Raw genomic sequence first — 13,392 nt, 5'->3', positions numbered from 1 at the left:
GTTGCGCGGCTGTTACCAACTTCACACGCCGGGGTGACGCCGACTCAGCGTGCGGAAAGCCTGCTGAGCACCGCGTCGTGGAGCAGTCCGTTGCTCGCCAGCGCACTGCCGCCGTGGGGCCCGTCGGCACCATCGATGCTGGTGAACGCCCCGCCTGCCTCACGGATCAGGATGTCCAGCGGGGCGATGTCCCACAGCTTCACCTCGGGTTCGCAGGCGATGTCCACCGCGCCCTCGGCGACCATGCAGTACGACCAGAAATCTCCGTAGGCGCGCACCCGCCACACTTCGTCGGTCAGCGCGAGGAACCGGTCCCGGCGGTCCTCCCAACCGGTGGTCAGGTCCGAATAGGACAGGCTCGCCGCCGTGAGTTCGCTGACCCCCGACACCGATAGTTTGCGGGTCGCCCCGCCGAACGAGCCGAACGCGCCCTGGCCCGCTCCGGCCCACCAACGGCGCGCCAACGCCGGGGCGCTGACGACGCCGACGACCGGCACCTCGTCCTCAAGTAGCGCGATCAACGTGCACCACACGGGGACACCACGGACGAAGTTCTTCGTCCCATCGATCGGATCGAGCACCCACTGCCTGCCGGTGGACGCGGTGGTGCCGCCGAATTCCTCGCCGAACACCGTGTCATCGGGCCTTGCCGCGGCCAACGCCGCACGAAGGGCCTCCTCGGCCCCGCGGTCGGCGTCGGTGACCGGGGTCAGGTCGGGTTTGGTCTCGACACGCAGATCCATGGCTCCGAACCGGTCCATCGTCAGCTTGTCGGCCTGGTCGGCCAGCGCCAGTGCCAATGTCATGTCATCTGCGACGGTGTTCATGGCAGCAGTCCTACCATGGCCGGGTGTGGGAATTCGGCATCATCTTGCTGCTCGTCGGTGCGCTCGTGTTGCTACTGGCGCCGCGGATCATGCGAAAACGTGGCATCCGCGGCGACATGGCGCAAGGCACCCTGCTGATCACCGGCGTGAGTCCACGCCCGGACGTCCCGGGGGAGCAGTTCGTCACCATCACCGGTGTCATCAACGGGCCGACGGTCAACGAGCATGTGGTGTATCAGCGCATGGCGGTCGATGTCGGCCAGTGGCCGTCGATGGGGCAACTGGTGGATGTCGTCTACTCACCGAAGAACCCGGACAACTGGGCCTTCGCTGCGCAGCAGCCGCCTCCTGGTCCCCCCGCCTGATCACCGGAACTGCATTCCCGGTCGTCAGATCGCCCGGTAAGCAACCCTGGCGTCAGTCTCGGCGCCAAGAAGACTCAGCCGTGGGCAATTCGCAGGAGCTCGGCAACTTTGGCCAGCTTGACCCGTGGCCTGCCCGCAGACTCGCCGGCTGCACGCTCATGTGAATCGATCAGCTGCCAATGGTCGTTGGTGACCAGGTCGGGCTGACGTTTCTCCAGCCAGGCGGTGAGCTCGGCGGCATGGTCTGCGCCGAAATCGCCGAGGTCGGCGCCGCCGAGGTCGTCGAGCAGCGTGGTGACCGTGTCCGCTGAATCCTTCTTGTTGCTGCCGATGACGCCCGACGGGCCACGCTTGATCCAGCCGACCACGTATTCGTTACGGCTGCCGTTGATACGGCCGTCGGTGTGCGGAATGGTGCCCGACCCCTCGTCGAAGGGCAGTCCGGGTGTCGGCACGCCGCGATATCCCACCGCGCGGACCACCAGTTGTGCGGGCAGCTCTTCGCGGTCGCCGGTGTCCTTGGCGACGACACGTCCGTCGGCGTTCCGGACAAGCTCGTTGCGGCCCAGCACGATCGAGGAGACGTGCCCGTCGCCACGCAACTCGATGGGGGAGGTGCCGAAACGGAACACGATGCGGCGCTTGGCCTCACGCGGCTCCTGCGCGGCGTACTTGCGCAGCACCTTGATGTTCTGCTTGACGGTCTTGCCCGCTGCTTCCAGATCTTCGTCGGTGATACCGGCGAAATCCGCGGGATCCAGGATGATCTCGACGTCGCGCAGCGCTTCGAGATCGCCGAGCTCGCGCAGCTCCAGCGTGGTGAAGGTGGCCTGCAGCGGTCCGCGCCTGCCGATGACGACAACCTCTTCGACCCCACGGGTGTCCAGCGAGGACAACGCGTGATCGGCGATGTCGGTGTTGGCCAACGCGCGGGGATCGCTGACCAGGATGCGTGCCACGTCCAACGCGACGTTGCCGTTGCCGACCACGACTGCGCGGCCACCGGAAAGGTTCGGGGCGATCTCGCCGAAATGCGGGTGCGCGTTGTACCACCCGACGAAGTCGACGGCCGCGACGCTGCCGGGCAGGTCCTCGCCGGGGATGTTCAGAGCGCGGTCGGACTGTGCTCCGACGGCGTAGATCACCGCGTCGTAGCGTTCGGACAACTCTGCCGCCTGAACGTGCGTGCCGACTGCGACGTTGCCGAAGAACCGGAAACGGGGATCGGCAGCGGTCTTTTCGAACTGCGCGCTGATCGACTTGATCTTGGGATGGTCGGGCGCCACCCCCGACCGCACCAAACCCCACGGGGTCGGCAACATCTCGATCATGTCGACACGCACATCGGGGTGGGCATCGGTTTCGGATGAATCGGCAAATTTGAGCAATGACGACGCAGCAAAGAATCCCGACGGACCTGAGCCGACAATCGCCACGTGATATGGGCGCATACATTGAGCTTTCTGATAACCAGTCACTCTCCCGGCCACGCGCAAGGGGCTGTCGCGACGCAACCGGGTTGGGTACACCCCGATGCTAAACGCGGATTCGCCGTGCTGCCGCCGGTCGGGGAGATCTGACACGCCGGTACCCTGAACAGTCGTGGATCCAGACCGTCAAGCAGATATCGCCGCACTCGACACCACCCTGACAACTGTGGAGCGGGTGCTCGACGTCGATGGTTTGCGCGACCGTATCGCCAAGCTCGAGGCCGAGGCGTCCGACCCGACCCTGTGGGACGACCAGTCGCGCGGGCAGAAAGTCACCAGCGAGTTGTCCTACGCCCAGGGTGAGCTGCGCCGCGTGCAGGACTTGCGGCAGCGCGTCGAGGATCTGCCGGTGCTCTACGAGCTTGCCGCCGAAGAAGACGCCGAGGGCGGCGAGGCGATCGGCGAGGCGGATGCCGAGCTCAAGAAGCTGCGCGAAGACATCGAGGCGATGGAGGTGCGCACGCTGCTTTCGGGCGAGTACGACGAGCGCGAAGCCGTCGTCACCATCCGGTCCGGGGCGGGCGGTGTGGACGCCGCCGACTGGGCCGAGATGCTGATGCGGATGTACGTCCGCTGGGCCGAGCAGCACAATTACCCCGTCGAGGTGTTCGATACGTCCTATGCCGAAGAGGCGGGCATCAAGAGCGCGACGTTCGCGGTGCACGCGCCGTTCGCCTACGGCACGCTGTCGGTGGAGCAGGGCACCCACCGGCTGGTGCGGATCAGTCCCTTCGACAACCAGAGCCGGCGCCAGACCTCCTTCGCCGATGTCGAGGTGCTGCCGGTGGTCGACACCACCGACCACATCGAGATTCCCGAGAACGACGTGCGTGTCGATGTGTACCGGTCCAGCGGTCCAGGCGGCCAGTCGGTCAACACCACCGATTCCGCCGTCCGGCTCACCCATATACCCACCGGTATCGTGGTGACTTGTCAGAACGAGAAGTCACAGTTGCAGAACAAGGTTTCGGCCATGCGTGTGCTCCAGGCAAAGTTGCTGGAGCGCAAGCGGTTAGAAGAACGCGCTGAGATGGATGCGCTCAAAGGCGATGGCGGCAGTTCCTGGGGAACTCAGATGCGGTCCTATGTTCTGCAGCCCTACCAGATGGTGAAGGACTTGCGCACCGAGTACGAGGTCGGCAATCCGTCGGCCGTGCTGGACGGAGATCTCGACGGGTTCCTGGAAGCTGGAATCAGATGGCGCAACCGAAAAGATGACGACTAATACCGTGACAGCAACTGTGCTGGCTTTCCCGATGGCCGAACGCTGGCACGATTTCTGGCACGGCGAGTTCGGGGTATGGATCCTGACCAAAGGGATTCACATTGCGTTGTTGTTGATCGGCGGATTGTTGGCCGCGCGCTTCATCAATTGGGCAGCGCGGCGGGTCGTGCGGCGCATCGACATCGAATATGAGGAAAGCGATCAGCTGGTGCGCTCGGAGAGCGCCAAGCACCGGCAGGCGGTCGCGTCGGTCATTTCGTGGGTATCGGTGGCGATGCTGGCCGTCATCGTGCTGGTCCAGGTCATCAACGAGTTGGCGGTGCCGATCGCCTCGCTGGTCGCCCCGGCCGCCGTCATCGGTGGCGCGTTGGGCTTTGGTGCGCAACGTGTCGTGCAGGATCTGTTGGCGGGTTTCTTCATCATCACCGAAAAGCAGTACGGCTTCGGCGACCTGGTCAGGCTGACCATCGTCAGCGGCGGCGAGGCCGAGGGCACCGTCGAGGATGTCACGCTGCGGATCACCAAGCTGCGGTCGTCCGAGGGCGAGATGTACACCGTTCCCAACGGCCAGATCGCCAAGGCGCTGAACCTGTCCAAGGACTGGGCGCGCGCAGTGGTGGACATTCCGGTGCCGGTGGGCGCCGACCTCAACCTGGTCAACGACGTGTTGGACGAGGTGGCCGAGAAGGCCGCCGAGGACCCCCAGCTGTCCAAGCTGGTGCTGGACAAACCGCAGCTCATGGGTGTGGAGAGCATCGGCGTCGACACCGTGAACCTGCGGATGGTCGCCCGCACGCTGCCAGGCAAACAGTTCGAGGTGGGCCGTCGGTTGCGGGTGCGGGTGGTGCGGGCCCTGCGTCGTGCGGGGATCGTGACGGCTTCCGAGGCGTCGGTCGCCGCGGTCGGTGACATCGCCCATCCCGCCGCCGCTGCCGAAGCGCAGCGGGCCGCTGCGCAGGGCTCCGCCGAGGAGCCCGAGAAATGAAAATCGACCTGACCGTCGTCAAGGACGTTGCCGGGCGCCTCTGGCGGAGCCGCTTGGGCACCGTCCGGACGTCCACGGTGGTGCTGATCATCGCCTTCGTAGCGTTGTTCTGGGTTCAGCAGACCTATGCGCCCGAGCGCACCGAAACCCGCCCGCCTGGCCAGCAGGTGGTCCCCCCGGGTTTCGTGCCCGATCCCGAATTCACCTGGGTGCCGCGGACCAACGTCCGCCCGCGGACCACCACGGAGACCACCACCCCGACCACGACGACGGAGACCACCACGACGACGAGCCCGACAGAGACGACGAGCCCGACGGAGACCAGCACGACAGATACGACGAACCCGACAGAGACACCCGTACCCGGTCCGCAGACCACGGTGATCGATCCGGACGGTCCCGGTCTCCTGCCGGCCGTGACCTTTCCTGTGCCTCCCGGAGCGGCGCCGCCGCTGCCCGCAGAGCAGCCCCAACCCGGAGCGGAGCCCGTGGCACCGACGTTGCCGCGATAGCGTGACCCGGCCTTTGCGTTCGCACCGCTACACTGGCGTGCCGTGATGATCACCCTCGACCACGTGACGAAGCATTACAAGTCTTCGGCGCGCCCAGCACTCGACGATGTCTCGTTGAAGATCGACAAGGGTGAGTTCGTCTTCCTGATCGGGCCGTCGGGCTCGGGCAAGTCCACGTTCATGCGGCTGCTGCTGGCCGCCGAGACGCCCACTGCCGGCGATATTCGCGTCTCGAAGTTCCACGTGAACAAGCTGCGGGACCGCAATATCCCGAGCCTGCGGCAGGTCATCGGCTGCGTGTTCCAGGATTTTCGCCTGCTGCAGCAGAAGACCGTGTTCGAGAACGTGGCCTTCGCACTGGAGGTCATCGGCAAGCGCGGCGACGTGATCACCCGGGTCGTGCCCGATGTCCTGGAGATGGTCGGCCTGTCGGGGAAGGCCAACCGGCTGCCCAGCGAACTCTCCGGCGGCGAGCAGCAACGTGTGGCCATCGCCCGCGCGTTCGTCAACCGCCCGCTGGTGCTGATCGCCGACGAACCGACCGGAAACCTCGATCCGGAGACCAGCAAGGACATCATGGATCTGCTCGAACGGATCAACCGCACCGGAACGACGGTGCTGATGGCCACCCACGACCATCACATCGTCGACTCGATGCGCCAGCGGGTTGTCGAACTCGAACTTGGCCGGCTGATCCGAGATGAACAGCGCGGCGTCTACGGAATGGATCGCTAAGTGCGCTTCGGCTTTCTTATCAATGAGGTTCTGACCGGGCTTCGTCGCAACGTCACCATGACGGTTGCGATGATCCTGACCACCGCCATCTCCATCGGGTTGTTCGGTGGTGGTCTGTTGGTGGTGCGGTTGGCCGACCAGTCGCGCGACATCTACCTGGACCGGGTGGAGAGTCAGGTGTTCCTGACCGACGACATCTCGGCCAACGATCCGACGTGTGACGGTGACGCCTGCAAGGCGCTGTATCGCAAGATCGACGACCGTGACGACGTCAAGTCGCTGCGCTTCCTCAACCGCGACGAGGCGTACGACGATGCGATCCGAAAATTCCCGCAGTACAAGGACGTCGCAGGCAAGGATGCCTTCCCGGCGTCATTCGTGGTCAAGCTCAACGACCCCGAGCAGCACGCAGAATTCGACAAGGCGATCGCCGGGCAGCCGGGGGTGCTCAATGTGCTCAACCAGAAGGACCTCATCGACCGGTTGTTCGCCGTCCTGGACGGGCTCAGTAGCGCCGCGTTCGCGGTAGCACTGGTGCAGGCGATCGGTGCGGTGCTGCTGATAGCCAACATGGTCCAAGTCGCGGCGTACACACGACGCACCGAAATCGGCATCATGCGGTTGGTGGGCGCCACCCGGTGGTACACGCAGCTGCCCTTCCTGGTCGAGGCGATGCTGGCCGCGCTCATCGGTGTGGTCATCTCGATCGTCGGGCTGATCGTGGTGCGTGCGGTCTTCCTGGAGAAGGCGCTCGACCAGTTCTATCAAGCGAATCTGATCGCCAGGATCGACTACGCCGACATCCTCTATACCTCGCCGATTCTGTTGTTCGTCGGTGTGGCGATGGCCGGTGTCACCGCATATGTCACCCTCCGGCTCTACGTACGCAGGTAGGTGTGTGACAGTCGTGACCAAGAAGTCCAGCCCCGCCGGCAACAAGCAGATTGTGGCGAGCAATCGCAAGGCACGGCACAACTACACGATCCTCGACACCTACGAGGCGGGTATCGCCCTGATGGGCACCGAAGTGAAGAGCCTGCGTGAGGGGCAGGCCTCGCTGGCTGACGCGTTCGCCACGGTCGACGACGGCGAGATCTGGCTACGCAACGTGCACATCGCCGAGTATCACCACGGCACCTGGACCAACCATGCGCCGCGGCGCAACCGCAAACTGCTGCTGCACCGCAGCCAGATCGACAACCTGATCGGCAAGATCCGCGACGGCAATCTCACGCTGGTGCCGCTGTCGATGTACTTCTCCGAAGGCAAGGTCAAGGTCGAGTTGGCGCTGGCCCGCGGTAAACAGGCCCACGACAAGCGCCAGGATCTGGCGAAGCGCGATGCCGACCGGGAGATCACCCGCGAGCTGGGGCGCCGCGCCAAGGGCATGAGCTGATCCCTCTTTGCACCACTCGCACCACTCGCACCACTTGCACACCGCGAGTGACACGGAATAATGCCTTGGCTTTTGCGGTTGAGGCTGGCGTACCATTGATTGTCCTGCCGGAAATTGGCAGGTGTGCGAGGGGCTGATCGGTTTCGACTTCGCGCATCGAATCAAGGGAAGCGTGCCGGTGCAGGCAAGAGACCACCGTAAGCGTCGTTGCAACCAATTAAGCGCCGATTCCAATCAGCGCGACTACGCACTCGCTGCCTAAGCGACTGCGTGTCTGTCAGACCGGGAGCGCCCTCGGCCCGGACCCTGGCATCAGCTAGAGGGACAAACCCATACGTCCGGTCACGGGATGTATGGGGACATCAAACAGTGACTGGGATCGTCATCACGGCTTGTTCGCGAGACCGGGAGATCCGAGTAGAGACATAGCGGACTGCGCACGGAGAAGCCTCGAGGAAGTGCCGTAGGACCCGGGTTCAATTCCCGGCAGCTCCACCAGTAGTACCCAGATAACTTCATATTTGAGACCTCCTTGCCGACAGCAAAAAGTGTCATACCCGTGGAGTACCACGGGATGCACAGTCGGCAAGGAGGTTTCTTCATGCGGATAGTCGTAGTCCAGAGAAGCGCCCGTGCGCGCGAAGCACTGCGCGCTCCCGACGGCGCGGCATCGCTCCCGTGGTCATCGGTTGTGGAATCGCTCGACCGACACGATGTCCCCGACGGACTGCCGTTCATCGTCGACGACGATGGCTCGCTGACCGGTTGCGACCGACTCAACACCTACCTGCTGACCGCGTGGCGTCAACGCGCCTACGACCTCGATAGCCTCCGGAGCTTCCATGCCTACCACCTCGCCCGGCTGCTGCGGTTTATCCGAGCGCGGCGTTGCGGGGAATTGGTAGACCTCACCGCGGCAACGACCGAGGACCTGACCGCTTACCGCGATGCCCGCCGGCAGGAAGTCCAAGACACCACGCTGGCCACCGAATTCGGCTGCTTCTCGTCGTTCTTCTATTTTGCGACCCAGGTCGGCTGGATGGAGAAAGACCCGATCCCGCGCTGGGGCCGCAGCAACCGCAACACCCTCATTTCCCGAACGAAGCACGAGCGTCGAGCGCGCTTTCTCAAGGCGGCTCAGACCAAGCATTTTCTCGAGGTCGGCTTGCGTGGTGACGGCTACGCCCAGGAGGGTGCGCCCGGCTATCCGGAACGGGACTATGTGTATGGGCTGTTGCTCGCAACTACCGGTTTGCGTCGTGAGGAGTGCGCGTTTCTCCTCGACGTCGAGGTGCCGGTCCCGGAGACGATGGGATCTGAGTCCATCCACGTCTTCGATCGGCTCGGCAAGAAGCAGGTAGTCCGATCGATCTATGTCACCGCGCAGGTAGCCCACGCCGCCGACCTTTACCGCCAGACTGAACGGCACCGAGTGGTGCAGGCGGCCCAACGCAGCCTGCGCGCCAAGGTCTGCGACGGCTCACTGCTGGTGATCGACGATTTGATTGAACGGCGGGGAAAGCTCTACGTCGCCATCGGATCCCAGCGCATTCCGTTGGTCCGGTTCACGAACAAGCATCGCGCCGAAGCCGTCCGGGTTCTCGACGACGGCACCATCGACCCACTCGCGTTGTTCGTGTCCCGCAGCGGGCTCCCACCCGGTCTCGAACGCTGGAACCAACTGTTCGCCGACGCTCGAGAGCGAGTCCGCAACTCCGGCCACCGAGACCAGCCGCCCCGCCACGTGCACGTGACACCGCACACGATGCGGCATTCCTACGCGGTGCGCATGCTGGCTGCGCTCATGAATGAAGGTCGGCAGCGCGCCGGAGACCCCTACCTGCTGCTGGCGAACCCCGTACTGACCATGAAGGAACTCCTCGGCCACGCCAGCGTCCAGACCACCATGCACTACCTCCACGCCGCGGAAACATGGACCGAGGACGTACCGGCCGCCCTCGCGGCAACTGCAGCTGACCTTGTCGGACACATCGAATCAGATCCAGGTCCCGACGCCGAGACCATCGAGGACGACTGGGAGTCGGACGTCGGACCCGGGATCGGAGACGTTCAGTGAGGGGCTCCTACTCGACCCCCGACATGCCCGAGAATTCGGTGACGCCGCGGGCACAGAACGATGGCAAGTTCACCTTCGAATGGACTGACTACGACGATCAGCTATCGGTGACCATCGACCCGGCCACCTTCGAGACGCCGGTCATCGCAGCCGAGCTGGCCGCGACCTGGCTCCAAGTGCTCACCGAGTTCGGCCGCAATGAGCGATCACTCACAACGGGTCTCCTGGACCTACTTCGATCGATGGGAGCGTTGCCGCTGACCGACGACGAGAAGACCACATTCGCGGTACGTGACTTGCGTCGGGCACACCTGGATTTGTGGGAACTCAACATGCTCGCGCGCCACCGAGAAGCAAAGTCAGACACCGCCTATCGCAACGTCGTCCACGTCTTCGCGCTCCTTCGACGGCACGAAGACGACCACCCAGGTGTGCTGCACAAGGAGGTCGCCGACCGGTTAGCGCGACAACCGAGGCTATGGCATCACCGCAACGACGGACTGCCGCCGCTGAGCGAGGAGGAAACCCGTGCATGGCGCCGCTGGGCCTACCAGAAGGCGAAAACTGCCTTGTCCCGGCCGGATCGAGGCATCGGCGACATCGACGTGCAGTCCGCCACGCATGTCCTACTCAGCCTCGCAACCGGCGAACCACCTGAGGTGCTCCGCGCGCTGACCGTTCACGACATCGAAGCCAACGCCGACCCGTCCGTGGAGGAATCCTTGACTGCGTTGCCGCCGATCGACAGACTCGGCTACCTCGCAGAGAACGACCTCATCGAACTACTCCGCGTCCGATACACCAAGAACCGTTCGCACGAGACCTACGACGAGGTGTATGCCCGCCGCGACACCGCACCCTTCACCGCGTTTCGCTGGGCATTGATGCTCAACGCTGCAGCTCGCTCAGAATCCGGCCATCCGTTGCTGATCCTCATGAAGGACGCTCGGGGAACAGTGAGGCAACCACCGTGGCAGCGTGCGACCTACCGGCTATCTGAGATCGCCGAGCGGAACAATCTCCCATTATCGGGTCCCAACCATTGGGCACGACTGCGCAAGGTGGCCACGACCCGTGAGGTGCTCGCCGACCCCAAGGCCTATCTATCGAACGGGCGCCGGCACTCTGCGAAGACCTTCTTCGGCCACTACACCAACAGCACTGTTCTCCGCGGCGAAGCCGGCCGGATTCTTATCGACAGCGTCAACGACATGTTCGACAGTGCCATCAGCGGTCCCACGATCGTGACCCCGGAGGCGGAACAGGCCCTGCGAGCCGGCGCCGACGCACCCGGCATCGATCCGGACATCGCCCGAGCTTTGGTGGCTGGCCAACTCGACGGACCGCATGCCGGATGCCGCGACCCTCTCGACAGTCCCTACGAGAAGAAGGGCACCGTCTGTACCAAGTCCATCACCGGTACCTGCTTCGCATGCCCCAACGCCCTCATCACGCTGCACCACCTGCCAGCCGCCCTCGCGATCCAGGACGTGACACATCCCGACCGCGCCGCCGACCCTAGAACCTGGCAGACGCACTGGAAATCCATCTACGACACCATCACTGACGTGGTCCTGCCGGCCTTCACTCCCGAGCAGGTCCAGCGAGCCCGCCAGCAAGCTAACCTGACACCGATCGACGCGGGCGTTCTCAACGACATGCGCGGCGTCGAAGAAGACCCGGCATCATGAGGGTAGGAGCGTCCCCGCGAAGCTCCGCCGCGTCGTGGAGTAACCCCTTCACCGCGGCGATGCGCGTCTGGCCCCACCTTGCCCGCGGCCCGCAATACGGCGACGACCCATGGGATCTCGCCCTCGTGGCCAACCGGGTCAACATGGGAGAGCGCTACATTCACTTCGCCAACGCTCCGGATGTGCACCGCATGACAGTCAAGAACATCCTCATGACGGTCGCAGCCCCCGGCCGCGAAGTCGTCGTAGAGGCGGGCGTCGTCCGCCGCGGCGAGGGAACACCACCAGCAGGGCTATACGACTGCTTTCGCAAGCTCGCCGTCATCGCCAAGTGGTCCGAGGACAACGGAATCGCCCGCTTCGCCGACTGGACTCAATCCGACGCCGATCGATTCCTCGATGACCTCCGCACCGGCCAGCACCGGGCAGGCGGCGTCGGACTCGGCGCGACGAGTATCCGTGGTTACGTCACCACCTTGCGACTGCTCCGAGAGTGCCAGGCAGTCCTGCCTGATGCCCTTTCCTTCTTCCCCTGGGCCGGCCGCAGCGCCGCCAGCATCAGCGGTGAAGTCACGCACACCGAGAACACCACGCCGCCGCTCCCGTGGAAAACCTGGGCACCGCTCATCACCGCATCATGGGCCATCGTCGACCGATTCAGCGACGACATCATCGCCGCCGCCGAGATTCGTGCCGCACTCCCCAAGGAGCCACGAGGACCAGCCGGAGCCAACGCCTACAACGCACTGCTCGACTGGACCGAGCAGCGTGGTCTGTTACCCCTTCATACCGGGTTCGGCCGCACTAAACACCAACGAGGAGAGCCGAATACGACACTGCTAGAAAAACTCCTCGGCATCAATGCCAACGTCCTTAACCGGGCGAGTCACCAATACATGCCGGATGCCATGGCACTCATCACGACCGCGGCGGCAGACCCGCAGCGGTCGACTTACGGAGGACTGCACATTCCGACGGCCCCCGTCTCGCACCCTGACGGCACCAGCTGCACGTGGGTGGAGGAATTGGGCCTCGGTGAAACCGAACACCTCGAGAGCGTGCTCCGCGCTGCCTGCTACGTCCTGATCGCCAGCCTTACCGGCATGCGCGACAGCGAGATCCAGGAACTGACACGCGACAGCCACACCACCAAGGACGGTCTCGCCGCACTCAAGAGCATCCAGCACAAGGGCAATGACAATCCTGACGGCGAGCGCCGAACATGGTGGGCGCCCCGACCTGTCATCAGGACGATCGAAGTTCTCGGCAACCTGGCCAGACACGACACGCACCTGTTCGCCCGTAGCAGTCGCAACGTTGGCTCTTACGCTCCGAACCGAGACATCGCCAGACTGATCGCCTTCGTCAACGATGACCCCGCCGGCCGACCCGGGCGCGGACGAGGGCTCGGCCTGGAACACATTGCAACCCCGAAAGGCCAGGCGATCAACGCAACATCTCTACGCCGCGCTTTCAGTGTCTTCGCCACCATCCGCCCCGGAGCTGAGCTCGGACTGGGAATCCAACTGGGACACAGCGCCTGGCGGATGACCACCGGGTACATGAGCGACGGACAACAACAGGCCGTGCGCCTCATGGACGACGAACGCAAACGCGTTCTGCACAGCGACGCCGCTGTCCTGCTGCAGGACGACAGCCCAGTGGCCGGGCCAGCAGCCCACCACGTCACCGGATTCCGCGCACAGATCATTACCAACCCCAACCGCACCGATCGACTCACCGCGACGCTCGCGGAGCGACTTCATCTGGGGCTCACCAACGACTGCATGTGGAACCCGGCAACCAGTAGCTGCGGCGGCGACCGCCCAAAGCTCGGCGACCACGTGTGCGTTGGTGTCGACTGCACCAACGCCTTGCTTCGACCAGCGCACATCGGCGTGATCGCCAGCGCCATCGACCGCATCGACACCTATCTCGATCAACAGCGCGGCCATCCGGCCCTCATCGAGCAGATGCGTCGAGACCGTGCAAACCTCGCGCGCATCCGCCGCGAACTCACCACCGCCGAAGACCCTGACGACCTCTACGACGACCAGCTGGACCAGGAGGACGAACATGCCTAGCGCCA

General features: G+C 64.3%; 12 protein-coding genes and 1 other RNA gene. 11 read left to right on the top strand and 2 right to left on the bottom strand.

Going from position 1 to position 13,392, the window contains the following annotated elements:
- Window positions 1-44: 44 nt before the first annotated feature.
- A complete protein-coding gene (hisN, locus tag M1247_RS17290; protein WP_317157590.1) occupies window positions 45-827 on the bottom strand; it encodes a histidinol-phosphatase in 783 nt (260 codons plus the stop codon).
- Here hisN and M1247_RS17285 point away from each other — a divergent pair.
- The gene (locus M1247_RS17285; RefSeq protein WP_317157589.1) at window positions 800-1,192 is read left to right on the top strand and encodes a hypothetical protein; all 393 of its coding nucleotides are present in this window, start codon (window positions 800-802) and stop codon (window positions 1,190-1,192) included. The genes hisN and M1247_RS17285 overlap by 28 nt on opposite strands.
- Window positions 1,193-1,266: 74 nt before the next feature.
- Here M1247_RS17285 and M1247_RS17280 read toward each other — a convergent pair whose 3' ends face one another.
- Window positions 1,267-2,643 (bottom strand): FAD-dependent oxidoreductase, encoded by a 1,377-nt coding sequence (locus tag M1247_RS17280; protein ID WP_317157588.1) that lies wholly within the window; start codon window positions 2,641-2,643, stop codon window positions 1,267-1,269.
- Window positions 2,644-2,794: 151 nt separating this feature from the next.
- Between M1247_RS17280 and prfB the strand changes: the two genes are divergently transcribed.
- From prfB to M1247_RS17230, 10 genes are all read left to right on the top strand, one after another.
- Complete coding sequence (gene prfB, locus M1247_RS17275) at window positions 2,795-3,907, top strand: peptide chain release factor 2 (RefSeq protein WP_317157587.1); 1,113 nt, start codon at window positions 2,795-2,797, stop codon at window positions 3,905-3,907.
- Window positions 3,897-4,892, top strand: a complete 996-nt coding sequence (locus M1247_RS17270; RefSeq protein WP_317157586.1) for a mechanosensitive ion channel family protein — start codon at window positions 3,897-3,899, stop codon at window positions 4,890-4,892. Before prfB ends, M1247_RS17270 begins: the two co-directional genes overlap by 11 nt.
- Complete coding sequence (locus M1247_RS17265) at window positions 4,889-5,404, top strand: Rv3103c family proline-rich protein (RefSeq protein ID WP_317157585.1); 516 nt, start codon at window positions 4,889-4,891, stop codon at window positions 5,402-5,404. Before M1247_RS17270 ends, M1247_RS17265 begins: the two co-directional genes overlap by 4 nt.
- A 45-nt stretch (window positions 5,405-5,449) precedes the next feature.
- Entirely contained in the window at window positions 5,450-6,139 is a 690-nt protein-coding gene (gene ftsE, locus M1247_RS17260; protein ID WP_317157889.1) for a cell division ATP-binding protein FtsE, read from the top strand.
- The gene (gene ftsX / locus M1247_RS17255) at window positions 6,140-7,033 is read left to right on the top strand and encodes a permease-like cell division protein FtsX (protein ID WP_317157584.1); all 894 of its coding nucleotides are present in this window, start codon (window positions 6,140-6,142) and stop codon (window positions 7,031-7,033) included.
- Between the two features lie 13 nt (window positions 7,034-7,046).
- The gene (smpB, locus tag M1247_RS17250) at window positions 7,047-7,535 is read left to right on the top strand and encodes an SsrA-binding protein SmpB (protein ID WP_317157888.1); all 489 of its coding nucleotides are present in this window, start codon (window positions 7,047-7,049) and stop codon (window positions 7,533-7,535) included.
- Window positions 7,536-7,664: 129 nt separating this feature from the next.
- Window positions 7,665-8,033, top strand: a transfer-messenger RNA (tmRNA) gene (gene ssrA / locus M1247_RS17245).
- A 103-nt stretch (window positions 8,034-8,136) separates the two neighbouring features.
- Entirely contained in the window at window positions 8,137-9,612 is a 1,476-nt protein-coding gene (locus tag M1247_RS17240) for a tyrosine-type recombinase/integrase (RefSeq protein WP_317157583.1), read from the top strand.
- Window positions 9,609-11,303 carry a hypothetical protein gene (locus M1247_RS17235; protein ID WP_317157582.1) on the top strand — a complete coding sequence of 565 codons (1,695 nt, stop codon included), beginning with the start codon at window positions 9,609-9,611 and terminating at the stop codon, window positions 11,301-11,303. Before M1247_RS17240 ends, M1247_RS17235 begins: the two co-directional genes overlap by 4 nt.
- Window positions 11,300-13,387 (top strand): hypothetical protein, encoded by a 2,088-nt coding sequence (locus M1247_RS17230; RefSeq protein ID WP_317157581.1) that lies wholly within the window; start codon window positions 11,300-11,302, stop codon window positions 13,385-13,387. Before M1247_RS17235 ends, M1247_RS17230 begins: the two co-directional genes overlap by 4 nt.
- The last annotated feature ends 5 nt before the right edge of the window (window positions 13,388-13,392 follow it).

The organism is Mycobacterium appelbergii (assembly GCF_032883035.1).
In the GTDB taxonomy this organism is placed as follows: Bacteria; Actinomycetota; Actinomycetes; order Mycobacteriales; family Mycobacteriaceae; genus Mycobacterium; species Mycobacterium appelbergii.
The sequence above is the reverse complement of the archived record's forward strand: the minus strand, read 5'-3'. Positions and strand labels throughout refer to the sequence as shown.

Excerpts from the sequence above, each read along its gene's own strand:
- M1247_RS17285 (WP_317157589.1), top strand. The coding sequence starts at position 800 with ATGTCATGTCATCTGCGACGGTGTTCATGGCAGCAGTCCTACCATGGC.
- hisN (WP_317157590.1), bottom strand. The coding sequence starts at position 827 with ATGAACACCGTCGCAGATGACATGACATTGGCACTGGCGCTGGCCGAC.
- M1247_RS17280 (WP_317157588.1), bottom strand. The coding sequence starts at position 2,643 with ATGCGCCCATATCACGTGGCGATTGTCGGCTCAGGTCCGTCGGGATTC.
- M1247_RS17270 (WP_317157586.1), top strand. The coding sequence starts at position 3,897 with ATGACGACTAATACCGTGACAGCAACTGTGCTGGCTTTCCCGATGGCC.
- M1247_RS17265 (WP_317157585.1), top strand. The coding sequence starts at position 4,889 with ATGAAAATCGACCTGACCGTCGTCAAGGACGTTGCCGGGCGCCTCTGG.
- ftsE (WP_317157889.1), top strand. The coding sequence starts at position 5,450 with ATGATCACCCTCGACCACGTGACGAAGCATTACAAGTCTTCGGCGCGC.
- M1247_RS17240 (WP_317157583.1), top strand. The coding sequence starts at position 8,137 with ATGCGGATAGTCGTAGTCCAGAGAAGCGCCCGTGCGCGCGAAGCACTG.
- M1247_RS17230 (WP_317157581.1), top strand. The coding sequence starts at position 11,300 with ATGAGGGTAGGAGCGTCCCCGCGAAGCTCCGCCGCGTCGTGGAGTAAC.